Genomic DNA, 17,598 nt, shown 5'->3' on the forward strand with positions numbered 1-17,598 from the left:
TTCCGTCAAGAGCCATAACGAAGTACAAAGAATGAATCTAACGTGCCGCCATTGCCGAAAGCTCTTCCTTGGTAAACATATGCCCTTGAAGAATTACGCCTGCGATTCTGCGAGTATTGGATATGCTCTTGATGGGATCCGCTTCCAGCATCACCATATCTGCAACTTTCCCGGCTTCGATCGTGCCCACCTCGTTCGATACGCCCATAGCCTGGGCTGCGTCGCGAGAAGCTGCCTGAAGAGCCTGAAGCGGTGACAAGCCTGCTTGAACCAGTAGCTCCAATTCGCTGTGAAGAGCGTCGCCGCCCTGGGAATATGGACCATCCGTTCCGGCGAGAATAGTAACCCCGGCACGCTTCATCTTGCCAACCACCTCAAGGTCTTTAGCAAAAATCTTCTTCCCCGCATCCATGTCCTCATCGTTCAACTTGTCACTATCTTTATTGCTTTGCCAGAGTGTGTTCAGAACATAGAGAGTAGGCGTCTGCACCACACCTTTTTGTGCGTAAAGCCGATAGAGTCGCTGCGCCTTGCTGTCGTCGAAGGTCCTGAGAAGCCGATCATCGAAATCAGCGCGGAACTGAGGTTCGTTTATCTGCCGGTTCTCCTTCACCGCAATCAGCAGTTCGTCGTATGTTTTGGCTATAACCTGGTTGAAGTAAGCCTCATCGCTGGAACAAGCGACGAGAACATTGAAGAAACGGCCGCCCAGGTGCTCCACATTTTTCTGATTAGCATTCACGATATCTCCGGCTGCGATCTTGGCCGGTATGTGGCCCACCAGCGGCAGCCCCTCGCGCTTCGCCTCATCTGCAATTGCCCAGTAGAGCTCGGGAGTGAGAGTTGTATCCACCTCAACATAGTCGACATTGTGGAGTTTGAGAGTTCTGACTTCATCTCTGGCCTGGCCTTCGCTGAAGAGATCCACAATGAGAGACATCTGTATCGGGACCGGCCCTTCCATAAGTGGGCCTGCAATGAACAAACGCGGCCCAACCAATGCTCCTGAAGCAGTCGCCTCTCGAAGACGCAGGATATCCTCTAAAGAAGCACCCATGTCTCGCACCGTAGTAATTCCATAAGCAACCAGCCCGGAAAGCTGCGGCTTCGCCTCGCCATATGCTGGACCATGTAAATCATTGTTCCAGAGCCCCGGAATCAAAAACTTCCCGGTACCATCAACGACCGTTGCTCCTTCCAACGGCTTAGCACCCTCTCCAGAGATACTGACAATCTTCTTCCCCTGCACGACAACCGTGGAATGTACACGCGGAGGATGGTCAGTTCCATCAATGACAGTGATATTTGAAATGACGAGTCGACCCTGTCCCCACGCAGGATGGAACACAAACGAAGCACCCAATATCAGGAGGAAAGCCACTCTGATCATGTGGAGAGCTACGAGGCTTCAAAGTAAGAAGTTCCATTAGCCTACGATTTTGACAACCTGATCAAGTCAAGCACTGCGTTCCGATATAATTCAGAGTTAATTTGGAGTAGCAATGTACATGCACATTAAAGTATTTGCAGTGGCTCTCTTGGTCGTTGCGCCTTTGTTCGGCCAAAGTCGCGTGTGCAAGGACAATCCTAAGGTAGTCAAAGCGTGCTTCATCGTACATGGTCGGGCCACCTTCGGACCAGGAACGCCAGCGTTAAGGATATGGCCAATCGGCACGAAACGAATGCTAGGAGTTACGGCGGGACCGATTGCGGACGACGCAGATGATCCAATCTACCCCAACAATATGCGGAAAGTCATCCAAGGTGATGAAGAAGTCTTCGGCGATTTCGAGGTGTGTCCCTTCACTCCAGAACGAAAAGGCGCAATGCAGATGGTTTGCATTCAGTCAGTCTCAAAACTTGCTGTGAAACCTGCCATTTCCAAGAAATGATGGTATTTCGTTAGTGGCGACTGAATGGAAACGGCAACTGTTATATCTTTCTGATCGACAAACCCCACCCTAAACCCCAGCCTCGCGATACCACTCCAAAGTTCGCCTCAATCCCTCGCGAAAATCCACCAGCGGCGCATACCCCAGCAACTCCTTCGCCAGCGAAATATCCGCCAGCGAATGCTTGATATCTCCCGCCCGCTCAGAAGCGTAATTGATCTCGCCCGCATATCCAGTCAACTCGCGCAACACCTCGACAACTTCATTCAGCGTGATGCGAAACCCAGTAGCCACGTTCATCACGCGCCCCGAAACTTTGTCCGCATCTGCAGCAGCAGCCAGCAGATTTCCCTCAACCGTATTCGCGATAAACGTAAAGTCCCTGCTCGTCTCGCCATCGCCATAAATCGTCGGCACTTCGCCCGCCAGCATCTTCCGGCAAAACACCGCCAGCACCCCTGAATACTGCGAAGTAGGATCCTGGTAAGGCCCAAACACATTGAAGTACCGCAGCGCCACCGTCTCCAGCCCATACACCCGCGCAAACGAACGCATGTAATACTCCCCCGTCAGCTTCGCCACAGCATACGGAGAGATCGGATTCGGCAACATTCCCTCATGCTTCGGCAGCGTTGGAGTATCGCCATATGCCGAAGAAGAAGCCGCATACACCACGCGTCGCACTGCCGCTTCTTTGGCCGCCCAAAGCAGATTCACCGTAGCATCGACACACGCGATATTCGAAGCAATCGGATCAGCCACCGACCGCGGCACCGACGGCAGCGCCGCCTCATGAAACACAACCTCTACCCCGGTACAAACCGCCTTCGCCACATCCAGATCAGCGAGATCGCCCTCGACAAACTCCATCGCCTCAAGGCCAATCAGGTTCGCCCGCTTGCCGGTAGCAAAGTTGTCCACCCCGCGAACAGAATCCCCACGTGCAATCAACGCAGCCGCAATCGACCTGCCAATAAACCCCGCTGCACCTGTAACTAGATACTTCGCCAACGCACTCTCCTCAACGCTCAAACTCTCAGCATACAATCTGGCAGCAAGTCCACTCAGGAACACATCGGCAAAAGCCTGTACTTAAGCGGCGCAATCTCCAAATGACGATAAAAAGTCTCAGCTCCCTCGGTTTGGAAAAGTATCTTCCCCTTCGTCGCGTTCAGATCCGTAGCCTCATTCACCAGCTTGCCGTTCACAAAATATCGAACGTGGTCATGATCCACCACCAGCTCCAGCAGATTCCACTCCCCATGCGGCTTCTCAACCTCGCCTGCCGGGTCGCGATAACCCGCCACATTCACCCACGGTCCTTCGCCAAAACGAGGTGACTTCACATACTGGTGTCCGTCGGCATTCTCGTCACTGGACACAACCTGCCCCTTGACCTTGAGACTCGCACCTTTCACCAGCCAGATATCCCCCGTCCCTCCCTCAACAATCTGAAACTCAAACGAGCGCGGCCACACATCCGTTCCCACCGCAACCGGCCCGGTAACGTTGTAAAGAATCCCGCAATCCCGAGCCTTTCCCACACGATCCTGATAAGTCTTTTCGCCCCACTTAAATTCAGCGCGCAGGTAGTAATTCTCATATTCCTTCTGCGTCACAATGCCGCCAAAATCATCGCCCGATACATGAATCACACCCTTCTCAACCTGAAAGACATGATCCGTATCGTGATTCAATCCCTTCGATTTCAGCAGTACGTCAAAGCCCGACAGATCCTTCCCATCAAACAGCTTGACCATCTTGCCATGCGCAGGAATCTGCCCCGACTGCTGAGCAAACCCACATCGCGCAATCGCAGTCGCAACAACCAAAAGGCAAAGAATCCGCCTCAATGACAGGCGCATAGCAGCAATAATCCCGATCCCAATCTTCATCTCTGTTAACTCCCATGTATCTGGGCTCACACTGGAGCCCTGAAGTATTCGCGGAGCAATTCTATCCCGTCGGTGGCTCCTTCATCGCTGCCGGAGGCCTGATCTCTTCTCTTTGGCGCTAACCATGCCGTCATCCGCGCCAGCAATTACAATCAAAGAGATATGACTACCGTATTGACCGGCCGTTTAGAAGAGTTAAAACGCAAGATGGAAACCCGCGAAGCCAGAATCGGCATCGTTGGCATGGGCTACGTTGGACTGCCCCTTACCCTGCTCTTCAGCGCCGAAGGCTTCCGCGTCACCGGCTTCGATATCGAGGCCGCCAAAGTCGCCACCTTGAACAATGGCGGCTCCTACATCGTCCGCATCACGCCTGAGTCCATCCAGCAAGCCCAGAAAGCCGGCTTCTGTGCGACGACTAACTATGCCGATGTCGCTGAAATGGACGCCGTCATCATCTGCGTTCCAACCCCGTTGAACGAATATCACGAGCCCGACCTCAGCTACGTCACCGGCACCGTCGAGTCCATCGCGCCCTATGTCAAAGAGGGCCAGCTCATCGTGCTCGAAAGCACCACCTACCCCGGCACCACCGAAGAGCTCGTAGTCCCGCGCCTCGAAAGCGGCAATCGCCGCAATCTCAAAGTCGCTCGCAACGCAGAGGATCTCGGCATCCACGTAGCCTTCAGCCCCGAGCGCGAAGACCCAGGCAACGACACCGTAGCTCGCCACGACATCCCTAAAGTAGTAGGCGGTTGCGGCCCCGCAGCTTCAGAACTGGCTGCAGCTATGTACGGTGCGATCTTCCGCAAAGTAGTCCCGGTCAGCTCGCCCTCTGTAGCCGAGATGACCAAGCTCCTCGAAAATATCTATCGCTGCGTCAATATCGCACTGGTCAACGAACTCAAGCAGCTCTGCATGAAGATGGACATCGACATTCACGAAGTCATCGACGCCGCCAAGACCAAACCCTTCGGCTTCCAGGCCTTCTATCCCGGCCCAGGTCTCGGTGGTCACTGCATCCCAATCGACCCGTTCTATCTCTCATGGAAAGCCAAGCAGTTCGACTTCCACACCCGCTTCATCGAGCTGGCCGGCGAAGTCAACACCGCCATGCCCTACTTCGTTCTCGACCAGATCGCCGCCGGTCTCAATGAACACTCCAAATCCATCAAAGGCTCAAAGATTCTGGTCCTGGGATTGGCGTACAAACGCGATGTAGACGATCTTCGCGAATCTCCGTCCCTGACCATCCTCGAACTCCTTCGCGCTCGCGGCGCCAAAGTCGCCTACAACGATCCTTACTTCCCCACCGTAGGCCACGGCCGCCACTACGCCCTCAACATGTCCAACACTTCGTTGGATAACATCGGCAGCTACGACGCCGTAGTTATAGTCACCGACCACACCACCTACAACTACAAAGAAATAGTCGACCAATCGAAGTTAGTGATCGACACCCGCAACGCTACCAAAGGCATAATCAGCGAAAAGATCCTCCGCTGTTAGCACGGAAACTCGCATCCGTTTCAGGATTTGTCCGCTACGGAAACGGTACTCCTACAGCCAGCATCCTCCGCTTCACCATCTGCCGCAGCCGCGACGGCATCATCGTCCTGGCCACGGGCATCACGGCATGAGCGCACAGCAGAGTCAAAATCATCTTTGTATCCGTCCACGGAATGTACTTCCAGACGTGATATCGATTCACCATCAACTCCCATAACGCAATCCGTTGAAAATATGGAATCGTAACCGGCAGACAACCAGCATCCCCCCTGATATTTTCCTTGCACAGATACGCTCCGTTTGAGAACCACGCACGAATCCTCGACTTTTCATCCTCCCCATAGAACGATGAAAAGTCGATCCACACATTGGTCCGCATATCGGCTTCGAAGTAATATCGTCCCGAGCCATCGGCCGCCTCTATACATCCAATCGTGACAAATCCATTCGCATTCAGCACTCGCCCAAGCGTAGACACTTCTTCAAATATCTCTTCAGCCACAAGCGGCAGCGGGTAATACGTGCGTATAACCGATGGAGCAAATTGCGGAAGACTCCACTCGATCACGGAGTAAGCAAAATGCACCAGCTTCTGCTCAAAATAGATTGCGGAAAGATCCAGCTCACGCCCCTCGATCCTGCGCTGCACCAGCATCGGTTCAGCCTTGAACACATCCTCCAGCTTTCGCACGTCACGGTCGTTCTTGCACTCCCACACACAGTTCCCGCCATTCCCAGAGTCCGCTTTAATCAGCACCGGATAGCCAAGCTCATTGGCCGCAGCGACAGCGTCCTGGCAGTTTGTCGCCACGCGAAATAGCGGTGTCTTCACACCTCCGGCCGACAGAACCTGCGACAATCCAATCTTCGAATAGATATGCGAAAGTTGCCCAACCTCTGTTCGCGGCAGATACCTCGGCTCGAATCCCTCCGGCCAATCCATTCTGCTCAGATCGCGGACAGTATCATCGTCACATGCAATCACCCAATCGTAAGGAATGGCGCGATTGCAAATACGTGCGTACGCCAGCCGCACCATTTCGTCATAGCTGCCCGCTCGGTCGACCTTCCGCACAAACTTACTGACGCGCAGCAGGCTGCTCGTCGTAATTGCATCCACATTGAATCCGGATCTTGAGAGAAGAGAAGGAAGCGACCACATCAAGCTGATCGCACGCCCTACAATCAACGCATCCATTTATAGACCCTGACCCAGCAAACTACGAACCCGTTATCCGGACGCGCCCAACCACTCCAGCAGCGAAGCCTTCTATTTGTCAACCGAAGCTCCAATCACCGCCAGCCGCACTCCCACGAATTCTACTTACTCCCGCTTCCTTCGCGCCAATCGCCCCAGCGTAGCCAGCTCCCGCAAATACTCCCGTAGCGGCTTCGCCGGAGTACCCCAAAGCACCGTCCCCGTCGTCTCCAGCGTCTTCCCCGAAAGCACCCCGGCCTGTCCGCCAAGAATCACCCCAGCGCCAACATGCGCATGATCCCCAATCCCCACCTGCCCCGCCAGAATCGCGCCTTTGCCCACCGTCGAAGACCCCGAGATCCCCGTCTGCGAAGCAATCACCACATCCTCACCGATATCGCAGTTATGTCCAATGTGAACAAGATTATCCAGCTTCACCCCGCGCCGAATCCGCGTCTCAGCCAGCGCCCCGCGATCGATCGTAGTGTTAGCCCCAATCTCCACATCGTCCTCGATCACCAACCCGCCCTGCTGCGGAAACTGCGTATAAGCCCCAGTCCCGCGATCGCGAACATACCCAAACCCATCCGCTCCCAACACCGCACCCGCATGAACGATCACTCGATCCCCAACCACCGTCCGCGCATAGAGCACAGCGCGAGGATAGATCCGGCAATCCGAGCCAATCGTTACGCCATCGCCAATCACCGCTCCAGCCTCAACCCGCGACCGCGCTCCAATCGAAACCCGCAGGCCGACCACCGCTCCAGCCCCAATCGAAATTCCATCTCCCAGCACCGCATCCGGCGAGACCACAGCCGCAGGATGCACGCCACTGGCCGCCTCCGGCACCAGCAGCAATCGCGCAGCCTTCGCAAACCAAAGCCTCGGCTGCTTCGTCGCAATTACCGCAATAGCGCCGTCAGCAACCACACTTCCCATCGGAACAACAGCCGCACTCGCAGCGCTCCCGACAGCCCTCGCAACAGCCGCAGCATCCTCACCAAAAACAAGATCACCGGCCCGCGCCGCAGCAACCTCTTGCACGCCCAGAAGCCTCGTCGCAGCATTCCCCTGCAACAACTCACCGCCAAGCCTCTCGATCAGTTCGCCGATAGTCAATGAAGTCTCCTACAGATTTGTAGCCATAGCTATTGAAAATGGGTAGGCCCAGCAAACGATAACGATAGCGATAATCAGGCAAAGCCCATCAGGAATAAATCGGCGCTTCCCCAGCAGGCCGCGTCTTCCACCGGCGATGTATCCACAACCACTGATCCGGATACCGCCGCACCCAGGCCTCAATCACCGAAGTGCATTTCTGCGTGAGAGCAAGAATATCCGCTTCCGGATCATCCGTCGCCTCGAACTCGACCCGCTCCCCAAAATGCAAAACATACCGCCGCTCCGCAGCCTTCCACAATAGAAAGCCCGGCACCACCGCCGCTCCCGTCTTCAACGCCACGCGCGCCAATCCTGAAGCCGTGCACGCCGCTGTTCCAAAATAATCGACAAACACCCCCTGCGGCGGAGTCATGTTCGTGTCCATCAAAATTCCTACCGTCTCGCCCTGCCGCATCGCCGTCAACAATCCGCGTGCAAAGTCATCCTTATGCAGCACCCGATTCCCATGCATGCAGCGAATGCCATTGACGAACCCATCCAGCGCTCGGTTATCCAATCGCCGAATCACCATCCCCATCGGATGCCCCATCAACGAATGATAAAAACTGGAAAGCTCCCAGGCCCCCAGATGCCCCGTCAACACCAGCACACCATTGCCAGCCGCCTCAGCGCTGAGAAAATTCTCCAATCCCTCGTAGTGAATCAAGTCAGCAGTGTTCGCTCGTGTATAGCGCTCCATCCTGCAGAACTCCGCGAGCTGCCAGCCCAGGTTGCGATACATCCGGCGCAAAATCTCCTCGCGTTCCGTCTGCGGCATCTGTGGCATAGCCAACTGCAGATTACGCAACCCTGTCCTGCGCAACCGTCCCAGCATCAGATAGGCAACCCGGCCCAGCACCGCTCCAATCGCTCGCGCAACCGTACGCGGCAGCCATCCAAGACCACGCGCAACACACCAAACCAGCATGAATTCAAGACTATTTTGCATTCCGCGAATACAAGCAATTCCAATCTAGTGTAAACGCCTAAAAAGCAACGAACAAAAGCAAGAGACTAAACCTAAAATCAGATCATCACCCTTCGTTGTCGCACTAGCCGTCGCAGTTGCGTTTGCCCTTGTCTCTGTAGTTGCCCTTGTCCTTGCCTCTGCAGTTGCCTTTCTGTCTGTCATTCCCGCAGGGAATCTGCTTCATCCTCTGCCTTTACCCTCATCCCACACCAAAAGCAAAAAAGAATAGGACCCCCTCAATCAAGAATTGCAACAAAACCGCAATCCCAAAAGAAGAAGCCCTATTCCTATTTCTATTCCCTGTACGTTAGTTGTTCGTCTTTGCCTGGATAAACGCCTTGGCCACAGTACGAACAAAAGGAACCGCACCCTCAGGCACTGGCACATCACCCTTCAAAATGCTGCGGAAACCATGCGAAGCACCGTAGTAAGCCGTCGTATCATCCATGCTTTGTGTAACCGAAGCACCGTTCAGATCGATACCGGCAAACAGCCCCTTGCTGCGCGAATACGTCAGGAGTTCCGCATTCATCTTCCAGTCCGTAGCCGCCTGGGAGTTACGGCCAACTGGACCAGCAGAAGCAGCAGCATCGCCACCCAGCTTGAACTTGCTCTTCAACAGATCCTGGAATCCGTGATCATTCACCGCCACCAGCACCAGGTCCGTCGCCTGTCCACCAATCTGGAACCCAAAGGATCCGCCCGCCAGCGTAATGAACGCCGGTGCGCTCCAACCATGTCCTGTGCGGCAGGTAACAACACCGCGTCCATACTCAGCGCCAATCAGAAAAGCGCCCTTCTTCAAGCTTGGGATCACAGCAACACACGTCGCCTGCTCAAGAATGTTCAACGGAATCGAGTTGTCAGGCGTACCCAGAATCTGGTCGAGTACAATCTTGGCCGCATCCACACGGTCCTGCAAATCATCATGCGACGATGCGGCAAAGGACGCAGTGGGAATAAGAATGCCCATGCAAATACTGAGAATTGGGGTAATGAGTTTTTTCATTTTTATCTCCCTCGTTATTGGAGTTCAAACGGCACTCCATTTAGAACTCTATCCGGTCCGGTGCCCTCGCACCTAACACGGAAACTTGAGTGCTGGCTAAACAACCAGCACCTCACCCCGCGCCTCAAAACGAAACGCAAAGTCGCAGGCGTACTGCGCAGATCATGATAAAAACATGTCTACAATTAAGACGCTCAATTTCAGTAAAAGGTTGGACGATGCTAAAGCATGTCCCGGACTATAAATATGCAACTTTGAACTAACTAATAAAGAGTAGTGGTGGTTCATAAAAACATGCCCTAAAAAAAGAGGACTTCCCTGGCGCCATGTATTCCATGATTCCAGGGAAGTCCTTTCCCCAGATCTGCGTTGTTACTTTAGCTATCATGTGTCATTTCGAAACAGGCGGCAATATGACGAACGGGCATTGTATGTAAGTAACCTACCACGGTAACTTATATGCATATATATAAGTTACCTGACATATAAGTCCTGTTATGAGTTACAAGAATAGCTCTTCCTGGAAAGATAGTGCTGCATGGAAAAACAAGCATAGGGCAAAGAGGTAGCTATCTTGATTCCTACGCAAAATTAGATAACCAGCTAAATGGTAATTACGTGCAGGCAAAGCAAGCTGATCCGCCTGCCATTAGTACATGAAATATCCAAACATCTTCTAAGAAATCATCTGAAACGGCCGTATTGAAGCCTCTATCCTTGCGGGATCGGCCTTAAGTATTTTGTCTATTGCACTCACAGAACGTTTCTTTTGATACCTCAATGCTTCATCAAGCATAGAGATACCCTAAAAAGACAACCTTCGACTCTCGCGAAGTGAAATCTGAGTTGCCTGTACAGAAAGAGATACGCGGTTATCCATGCCTGTCTTTCGCAACAGGCTGGCCACATAAGCCTTCACTGTTCTTTCTTCGATTCCCAGCTCCTGCGCGATCTCTCGATTGGAACGCGCAATCATGATCAAACTCAACACCTGCTGCTCACGCGGGCTCAGTGTTGGCGGTGTCATTGGGACACTCGGCTGCACGTCCTGAAGCAGTCGGTCAATCAGGAGAGAAAGCAGTCGTCGCGGAGCCCAGATCGTCCCCTGCAATACCGCTTCCACCGCCTGTCGCACTGCAAGCGGACCGGCATTTGCATTCAGATAGGCTCGCGTCCCTGCATGGATAGCGCGCACAATCAGTTCATCACTGACCACAGGGCCCAGAACAATCTGACGAATGTCCGGCCTTGCTCGACGCACCATGGCAACGATCTCCAACCACCCCACACTCCCACATAAATCCAACACAACATATTGCATTGAGGGATCGGCCAACAAAATCCTCAAATCCCCAAATTCAGCCTGAATTATCGAATGCCCCTCAAATACGCTGCACAATCCCGCAAGACGAATTGGCTCGGTAGTACAAATCCCCAGCCGCGTCGCGGGAACAACTGAACTTGCAATCATCCCGGCCCGCCTATTTTTTGTTTTAACTACGCACACAGAACCGCACAGACGGCAGGCCAGTCTGCAAGACCGGTATACCCCCTTGGTCATAAATCAGCAAAGTTGTTGGTAAAGATTTGTGTCGAATGTATCAATTACAAGAGATATGAGCAAGAGATTTTCATAATGAAAAATCTCTTGCCGTGCCAAATTGGCTCTGTTCTATTTTCGAACTTTAAAGTCGAGGTAAAACGATTCCCTGCTGCCCTTGATACTTGCCCTTGCGATCCGCATAGCTTACCTCACATGGTTCGCTGCCACGGAAAAACAGTATCTGGCACAACCCTTCATTTGCATACACGCGAGCAGGCAGAGGTGTCGTATTCGAAATTTCTAATGTCACATACCCCTCCCATTCAGGCTCGAACGGAGTCACGTTCACGATGATGCCGCAACGGGCATACGTCGACTTCCCCACGCACACGCTGATCACGTCCCGAGGAATCCGGAAATATTCCACCGAGCGCGCCAGAGCAAATGAGTTCGGAGGAACAATCACCGAATCCGCCTGTACGCTCACGAACGAACGCTCATCGAAATGCTTAGGATCGATAATCGCGCTATTCACATTGGTAAAAATCTTGAACTCATCCGAAACGCGAAGATCGTACCCATACGAGGAAAGGCCGTAAGAGATAACTCCCTCGCGCACCTGTTTTTCACTGAAAGGTTCAATCATGCCGTGCTCTAATGCCTGCTGACGGATCCAGCGATCACTTTGGATCGACATACTGCGATTTTCCTCCGGCCTTGACAGGGCTCAAGCTCCCCGGCCTTGGCGCTACTATTGAGTGATGCCCGATCTGCCTATCGTATTGGAGTAAGCAAAGATTGACAACGGGGCCAACTCGCAATAGCATCTCGCCAGTGGGCAGTATAAGATTCCAGCAGAAATCCATTCGATCAAGGGGCGACGACATTGATTAAGCAGGACATTGTCCATCATGTAATTGAGCGAACCGGTTTGCCGCGGGCCAAGGCCGAAGCGGCTGTCGACACCGTTTTTGAGGGCCTCAAGCAGGCCTTGGCTGCGGGTGATCGCATCGAACTACGCGGCTTTGGCGTCTTCAGCGTGCGACCGCGCAAGACCGGCATCGGACGCAATCCTCGCACCGGCACCGAAGTCAGCATCGCACCAGGCAAAGCCGTACGTTTCAAGCCGGGCAAGGAACTTCATGTCCTGGACTCCGGAACGGCCTCGGGAACGCCGGCTCAGTCGTAAAGATGGGCTCAGCCCATCCAACAGCGGCATACATGTGCCCAGTCCAGTTCGCGTACCAGTGAACACCTCGCATCCTGTGCCATTCAAGGTTTACACAACCCCATCCTCCATCCTGCATTGAACTTCCTTGAACAGATGTAACAGCTTCGCCTGCCCGGCATCCAAACCTACCCAACACCCGTCGTTGTGACTCTACGCAAACATCTCGGCCATCCCCTACGCGAATACGCGCTGCCCCTGCTTCTGCTCTGCATCAGCATCGTTACCACCACGGCCATCGGCGCCCGCTTCATGCAAAACTTTGTCAATAACCAACCCTCCGTGGTCACGGAAACCGATCTGTGGCCCTGGCCCTGGCTTCTGCAACATCCCGCCAACTTCCGCCTCGGATGGTCTTTCTCGCTCACTTTGCTTTTTATCCTGCTCACCCACGAGTTCGGCCACTACATAGCTTGCCGCGTCCACGGCATTCGCGCTACCTTGCCCTGGGTTCTGCCTGCTCCTACATTGAGTGGTACCGCCGGAGCCGTCATTCAAATTCGCAGCCGCATCCCCGGTCGGCGGGCGCTTATGGATGTGGGGGTCTATGGACCCCTAGGGGGCTATGTAGCTTCTCTGATCGTCATCGCCATAGGGTTTTGTCTCTCGCATCCGGCGCCGCGGGACGCTACGCCGGCGCTGATCCAGTTTGGCAGGCCTCTTACCCTTGATTGGGTCTATTGGCTCCTCAATCGAATTGCCCCGCACCTGGTTCCCGTTGGAAACAGTTTTCTGCACATAACCCGGCATCCCGTCCTGATCGCCGGCTGGATCGGACTCTTCATCACGTCCCTGAATCTCATCCCAGGCGGCCAACTCGACGGCGGGCACATCCTCTACGCCATCTCACCCAGACTTCACCGCATCAGCACACTGCTGCTTCCGCCCGTGCTGATCATTTGCGGCGTCTTCTTCTGGATTGGCTGGATTGCCTGGGGGCTCATACTACTCATTCCCGCCATGCGCCATCCACGTGTTGAGGCTGAGCCGACATTGAATCGCGGGCGAAAGGCGCTGGGCCTGATCGCTCTACTGCTCTTTGCTCTAACCTTTTCGCTGACGCCCTTTGCTGACAGTTCCCTGCTCTATTACCTGCACTAGATATCTGCACTTGATATATAAGATCCTAGAACATTTCTCCTAATTAACATGCACATGTCAGGACTTGCGAGGCGTGGCTTTTTCCGGGTGAAAAACCACGCAATCAGTTGTCTCGAAGGCTACATCGATAGGAGAAATGCTCTAATTCCCCGCTTTATTTACATCGACGATCTGTCCCTTGGCCGGGACTCCCTGCGCGTCGACCTGCTGCCCCTTAGCCAGTACTTCCTTCAGTTCGTGCGAGTCCTTATGCTTCACCTTCAAGAGCCGTCCATCCTGCGCAAAGTTGAGAACCCAATCCATCTTTCGTACTTCTGGAGTAGTGTCGGCAAAATGCACCTCAGCCCCGCCATGCCCTGAAACCATCAACTGTGCAGGAAACTGCAACGGATAATGCTCTTCCGTGGGATTAGACACCTGCAACGCAGCCCGCACATGCCCGCCTGCCAACGCCGAATAGCACAGACCGAGCGTGAACCAGTCCGGATCAAGCCCCGCTGGTTCTTCCTTCACAATGTGGTTAAAGTCATTGATAGTCAGCGCATTCGACGACGCCGGAGTAAACAGCGAATAACTCCGCCGCCGGACTGGAATCACCCTTACATGCCCTTCGCCTCGTGGCAGAGCTACTCCAAACAGCGTGACGTCGCCACGGCCATTATCCCGGCTGTACTCCAGCAGCACATGCTGCGGCAGCGCAGGACACACAGCCTGCTCATATCCCCACTTGCCCCCTACGGGGCTCTCTTTACCCACCCCAAGGCCCTGCAAATCGGCGCGCCGTGTAATCTCTGCCTCGTCCGCGTCGACTACTGCGCGATCTGCTGCCGTCATCGCTTCTGGCGATCGAAACTCCAGCGCCTGCAGCGTCCGCGATGGAACGCCCAGCGGAAACGGCGTAGGCGTCGAGGGAGGATGAATCTCCTTTACGCGAAAGCCGTGCATATTCTCCGCTGAAACAGCGTCGGTATTGGAAGCAGTACCGGAACTCTGTGCATAGCAGCTCGAACCAGCCAGGGCCAGCATTACGACAGGCAGCGCAATCAGCAAAGCGGAAGACTTCATATCTGCTCCAGATTATCATCGGCGGCCTTTACCGCTGCCGGAGTTGTTCTTTGATATTGGGACGGGTTGCGTGGTTGTTGTTCGGTGAAGCAGATTGCCTTTGGGAATGACAGACAGAAGGGCAAGGGCAACAGCAACGGCAAAAGCCAAGGGCAGAAGCAGATTCCCTGCGGGAATGACAACTAGAAAGGCAACCGCAAAAGCAAGAGCAAAAACAAAGGCAACGGCAAAAACAAAGGCTAGGGCAAAAACAATGGTTAGGATCAGGGCATCAGGCAAACACAGAAGGCATCCTGATCAGGATGCCCTCTTGATTCACTGGGTTTGATTAACCCTGGTCCAATTTTCGAACTAAGCCGTCGGTTTGCGGTGTCCTGCGGCGGGCTTGTGAACTGGCTTCTTCTCGACCTGGATCTCGCCATCCTTGAGGATGATCTGAGCCGGGCTCTGTGTATACGAATCAAAGGTGCCGATCAGCCCCTTCACATCCGAACCCACAGCGGGAATTGCCTTGTCTGCAAGCGGAGTCTTCATGTTTACCGTGAAGTCAGCCTTCTTGTCCTGCTTGGCGTCGTCCGTTACAGCAATCTGAAGCTGGCTCGCGGTCGCGGCAATGACAGTACCCGGAATCTCGCTGGTCTTGTCCTTGATCGTGTCCCAGACCTTGTCAGCATTCTCCTTTGAAGCATTGGCCAGGATGAATTCCTTGTCACCCAGTGCAAGCGTAGAGAGGTCTGAAGTCGTGGCGACAACGTTGTTGGCAATATCCGCCGGTGTATCGGCAGGCTTGATCTTGAAATCCGCAGGCGGGAACAGCGAAGTAGCGGCCTGCGCCAGGATGGCGTCATAGCCATCCACGCTGCCGTGGTAGCGCTTGTACCAGTACTTGGCCTTCTTATCGATCACCGGCTTGAAGTTGTCAGGAGCAAACGCCTGAGCGCGCGCCAGGAACCAAACCGCATTCACCATATCTGGAGGGGTCAACTGCGTGTACGCATCGCCCAGGGTCAGCGTATCGTTCAACGCCGGAACGACCTTTGTCTGCTCTACCGGAGTGGCCTCTAGTTCCGCACGGAGCTGCTCAATCGCGGCCTTGAAGTCCTTCTTCGAGAAAATATCGTCGTACGCAATCGCTGAGTCGAAGACAGGATCAGTCGCTTCCTTCTGCTTCTTGAAGTCCTCGTCCTTTACATCAGCCGGCTTGGTAGCGGCCAGGCCCTTCTGAGACATCGCTGCCGCATCATCCAGCAACTGTGCCTGCTTGGCCGGATCGGATGCCGCTGCCTGGCTTGCCAGTTGCTTATCGATCGCGACAATCAGGTACATCGCACGCAGATTGTTGGGATCGAGCTGTAACATACGCTTGGCGGCGTCGGCGGCTTTGACCAGATCCTTGGCGCCCATGTAAGCGTCGATCAGCCCATCCAGAACCGACTTCTTCACCACGCTCTGGGGGTAGGTTGAAAGAAAGGTTTCGCTGGCAGCAGCTTTGGCCGCTGGATCGGTTTGCGTAATCGCATTCTGATATGCGCTGAACTCGGCAGGATCTTTAATTGTGATCTGGTCAGAGGACGCGGGTGCCGCCTGAGCCAGAAGAGTAGGCGCTGTGGCAAGGCTGATCCCTGCAAACAAAACAGACGCGAACACGGACGCGAGGTAATACTTCTTCATTCAATGCTCCTGGGAGATCAAGAAAATCGCAAACAAATCATGCACCTACAAGAAAAAGAAACAGCCGGGCTGCCCCGGTAGCCGATGAACAGAGCGTGAATTTTCACGTTCTGCCTTCCTTGCGGTGTTGAGGGGATTATAGAAACACAAACGCCAAGTGACAAGCGGTGAATCATTCTTCCCATTGCAATAGGCGAACCAGTTCCGCCTGCTCTGCCAAAAACGCATCATGTCCATGCGCGGTAGTCATCTCCCGGTACTCGGCGCGAACCCCGCAGGCCTGTACCGCCAGCGCCAGTTCCCGCACCTCCCGCGAAGGAAACAACCAGTCCGAACTGATGCCTACAAAAGTAAGATGCGCCGTAATACGCCCGTAGATGTCCAGCGGATCACGATGCCCATGCGATGAATTCACCGGATCCCAGATATCCATAGTCCGCAAAATCGCCAGGTAAGCATTGGCGTCGAACCGACTCAGAAAGATCTTGCCCTGATGATCCAAGTACCCCGCAACATCAAACCGCCCCCCGTGCAAATTGCCTAATCCACCGCCGTTATCGTCCAGAGCCCACGGGTCTTCCCCGTTTCGGTTGGGATTGCGCCCGAATCGCTCCGTAAACAGCTCCGAAGATTTGTAGCTCAATGTTGCAATCTCCCGCGCCTGGGCCAACCCCTTTAAAGGCTGCTTTCGCGGCAGATAATTCCCACCCTGCCAATCCGGATCGTTCTGAATCGCCTGCCGCTGCAAATGGTTCAGCGCCAGCCCCATCGCGTTGAGCGGAGCCACCCCGATCACCACGGCTCGCCTCACCCGTTGCGGATAAAGAATCGACCACTCCAGCGCCTGCATGCCGCCGATCGATCCGCCAATCGCCAGCTTTAGCTGGGCAATCCCCAGCGAATCCAGCAAACGCGCCTGGGCCCGCACATTATCCCGAATGGAAACCAGCGGAAAATGTGGCCCGTAAACCTGCCCTGTTTCCGGATCGACAGACCCCGGCCCCGTCGAGCCATAGCAGGAGCCAAAGATATTTACGCAGATCACGCAATCCTCAGCGAGATCGACGATGCCGCCATCCGCAAACAGCTCCGGCCACCAGCCGCCGACCAGAGCCGAGCCGGACAAAGCGTGGCAAACCAGCACCGCATTACTCTCGCTGGAACCGCCCGACGCCGTATTCAGCCGCCCATAGACGGCATAATGCAGCGTCGGATTTACCAGCGTGCGCCCGCACTCCAGCAGCAGATGCTCTTCGAGAACAAAATCGCCCTCGTAGGTCGGCACTGGAATCCGGACTTCTCGCTTCTCCCGCAATTCTGATTTGCGCACGATCTCTGGCTCGGTCATCAAGC

At 54.4% G+C, this 17,598-nt stretch carries 17 protein-coding genes; 4 read left to right on the forward strand and 13 right to left on the reverse strand.

The window, feature by feature from the left end:
• Positions 1-37: 37 nt before the first annotated feature.
• Entirely contained in the window at positions 38-1,381 is a 1,344-nt protein-coding gene (locus tag OHL19_RS11385; RefSeq protein ID WP_263357819.1) for an amidohydrolase family protein, read from the reverse strand.
• 127 nt (positions 1,382-1,508) lie between these two features.
• On the opposite strand from OHL19_RS11385, the gene OHL19_RS11390 reads away from it, so the two are divergent.
• On the forward strand, positions 1,509-1,892 hold the full coding sequence (locus OHL19_RS11390) for a hypothetical protein (protein WP_263357820.1): 384 nt from the start codon (positions 1,509-1,511) through the stop codon (positions 1,890-1,892).
• 69 nt (positions 1,893-1,961) lie between these two features.
• Here OHL19_RS11390 and OHL19_RS11395 read toward each other — a convergent pair whose 3' ends face one another.
• A complete protein-coding gene (locus OHL19_RS11395) occupies positions 1,962-2,903 on the reverse strand; it encodes an SDR family oxidoreductase (protein ID WP_263357821.1) in 942 nt (313 codons plus the stop codon).
• A gap of 53 nt (positions 2,904-2,956) precedes the next feature.
• Positions 2,957-3,787, reverse strand: coding sequence for a 3-keto-disaccharide hydrolase (locus tag OHL19_RS11400; RefSeq protein ID WP_263357822.1), 831 nt, complete (start codon positions 3,785-3,787; stop codon positions 2,957-2,959).
• A gap of 162 nt (positions 3,788-3,949) precedes the next feature.
• Between OHL19_RS11400 and OHL19_RS11405 the strand changes: the two genes are divergently transcribed.
• On the forward strand, positions 3,950-5,296 hold the full coding sequence (locus tag OHL19_RS11405) for a nucleotide sugar dehydrogenase (RefSeq protein ID WP_263357823.1): 1,347 nt from the start codon (positions 3,950-3,952) through the stop codon (positions 5,294-5,296).
• Between the two features lie 34 nt (positions 5,297-5,330).
• Here the strand turns inward: OHL19_RS11405 and OHL19_RS11410 are convergent, their stop codons facing one another.
• From OHL19_RS11410 to dcd, 6 genes are all read right to left on the reverse strand, one after another.
• Positions 5,331-6,494 carry an ATP-grasp domain-containing protein gene (locus OHL19_RS11410; RefSeq protein WP_263357824.1) on the reverse strand — a complete coding sequence of 388 codons (1,164 nt, stop codon included), beginning with the start codon at positions 6,492-6,494 and terminating at the stop codon, positions 5,331-5,333.
• Between the two features lie 126 nt (positions 6,495-6,620).
• A complete protein-coding gene (gene lpxD, locus OHL19_RS11415) occupies positions 6,621-7,616 on the reverse strand; it encodes a UDP-3-O-(3-hydroxymyristoyl)glucosamine N-acyltransferase (protein WP_263357825.1) in 996 nt (331 codons plus the stop codon).
• Positions 7,617-7,704: 88 nt separating this feature from the next.
• Positions 7,705-8,607: a lysophospholipid acyltransferase family protein gene (locus OHL19_RS11420; RefSeq protein ID WP_263357826.1), complete on the reverse strand. Its 903-nt coding sequence runs from the start codon at positions 8,605-8,607 to the stop codon at positions 7,705-7,707.
• Between the two features lie 328 nt (positions 8,608-8,935).
• Positions 8,936-9,637, reverse strand: coding sequence for a lipid-binding SYLF domain-containing protein (locus tag OHL19_RS11425; protein WP_263357827.1), 702 nt, complete (start codon positions 9,635-9,637; stop codon positions 8,936-8,938).
• An 805-nt stretch (positions 9,638-10,442) separates the two neighbouring features.
• Positions 10,443-11,108 carry a response regulator transcription factor gene (locus OHL19_RS11430; protein WP_263357828.1) on the reverse strand — a complete coding sequence of 222 codons (666 nt, stop codon included), beginning with the start codon at positions 11,106-11,108 and terminating at the stop codon, positions 10,443-10,445.
• 214 nt (positions 11,109-11,322) lie between these two features.
• Complete coding sequence (gene dcd / locus OHL19_RS11435; RefSeq protein WP_263357829.1) at positions 11,323-11,877, reverse strand: dCTP deaminase; 555 nt, start codon at positions 11,875-11,877, stop codon at positions 11,323-11,325.
• Positions 11,878-12,066: 189 nt separating this feature from the next.
• On the opposite strand from dcd, the gene OHL19_RS11440 reads away from it, so the two are divergent.
• Together OHL19_RS11440 and OHL19_RS11445 are read left to right on the forward strand one after the other, a co-directional pair.
• Complete coding sequence (locus OHL19_RS11440; RefSeq protein WP_263357830.1) at positions 12,067-12,369, forward strand: HU family DNA-binding protein; 303 nt, start codon at positions 12,067-12,069, stop codon at positions 12,367-12,369.
• A 186-nt stretch (positions 12,370-12,555) separates the two neighbouring features.
• Positions 12,556-13,509, forward strand: coding sequence for a site-2 protease family protein (locus OHL19_RS11445; protein WP_263357831.1), 954 nt, complete (start codon positions 12,556-12,558; stop codon positions 13,507-13,509).
• Between the two features lie 141 nt (positions 13,510-13,650).
• Here OHL19_RS11445 and OHL19_RS11450 read toward each other — a convergent pair whose 3' ends face one another.
• The 4 genes from OHL19_RS11450 to metX form a co-directional block, all read right to left on the reverse strand.
• On the reverse strand, positions 13,651-14,574 hold the full coding sequence (locus tag OHL19_RS11450) for a hypothetical protein (protein WP_263357832.1): 924 nt from the start codon (positions 14,572-14,574) through the stop codon (positions 13,651-13,653).
• A 15-nt stretch (positions 14,575-14,589) separates the two neighbouring features.
• The gene (locus OHL19_RS11455; RefSeq protein ID WP_263357833.1) at positions 14,590-14,853 is read right to left on the reverse strand and encodes a hypothetical protein; all 264 of its coding nucleotides are present in this window, start codon (positions 14,851-14,853) and stop codon (positions 14,590-14,592) included.
• Positions 14,854-14,925: 72 nt separating this feature from the next.
• Positions 14,926-16,245, reverse strand: a complete 1,320-nt coding sequence (locus tag OHL19_RS11460; RefSeq protein WP_263357834.1) for a tetratricopeptide repeat protein — start codon at positions 16,243-16,245, stop codon at positions 14,926-14,928.
• A gap of 172 nt (positions 16,246-16,417) precedes the next feature.
• Positions 16,418-17,593 (reverse strand): homoserine O-acetyltransferase MetX, encoded by a 1,176-nt coding sequence (gene metX / locus OHL19_RS11465; protein WP_263357835.1) that lies wholly within the window; start codon positions 17,591-17,593, stop codon positions 16,418-16,420.
• Positions 17,594-17,598 lie beyond the last annotated feature (5 nt).

Origin of the sequence: Acidicapsa ligni, assembly GCF_025685655.1 — a bacterium.
Classification (GTDB): domain Bacteria; phylum Acidobacteriota; class Terriglobia; order Terriglobales; family Acidobacteriaceae; genus Acidicapsa; species Acidicapsa ligni.

Coding starts and splice junctions, on each gene's coding strand:
- OHL19_RS11390 (WP_263357820.1), top strand. CDS start 1,509: ATGCACATTAAAGTATTTGCAGTGGCTCTCTTGGTCGTTGCGCCTTTG.
- OHL19_RS11400 (WP_263357822.1), bottom strand. CDS start 3,787: ATGAAGATTGGGATCGGGATTATTGCTGCTATGCGCCTGTCATTGAGG.
- OHL19_RS11405 (WP_263357823.1), top strand. CDS start 3,950: ATGACTACCGTATTGACCGGCCGTTTAGAAGAGTTAAAACGCAAGATG.
- OHL19_RS11410 (WP_263357824.1), bottom strand. CDS start 6,494: ATGGATGCGTTGATTGTAGGGCGTGCGATCAGCTTGATGTGGTCGCTT.
- OHL19_RS11420 (WP_263357826.1), bottom strand. CDS start 8,607: ATGCAAAATAGTCTTGAATTCATGCTGGTTTGGTGTGTTGCGCGTGGT.
- OHL19_RS11425 (WP_263357827.1), bottom strand. CDS start 9,637: ATGAAAAAACTCATTACCCCAATTCTCAGTATTTGCATGGGCATTCTT.
- OHL19_RS11430 (WP_263357828.1), bottom strand. CDS start 11,108: ATGATTGCAAGTTCAGTTGTTCCCGCGACGCGGCTGGGGATTTGTACT.
- dcd (WP_263357829.1), bottom strand. CDS start 11,877: ATGTCGATCCAAAGTGATCGCTGGATCCGTCAGCAGGCATTAGAGCAC.
- OHL19_RS11450 (WP_263357832.1), bottom strand. CDS start 14,574: ATGAAGTCTTCCGCTTTGCTGATTGCGCTGCCTGTCGTAATGCTGGCC.
- OHL19_RS11460 (WP_263357834.1), bottom strand. CDS start 16,245: ATGAAGAAGTATTACCTCGCGTCCGTGTTCGCGTCTGTTTTGTTTGCA.
- metX (WP_263357835.1), bottom strand. CDS start 17,593: ATGACCGAGCCAGAGATCGTGCGCAAATCAGAATTGCGGGAGAAGCGA.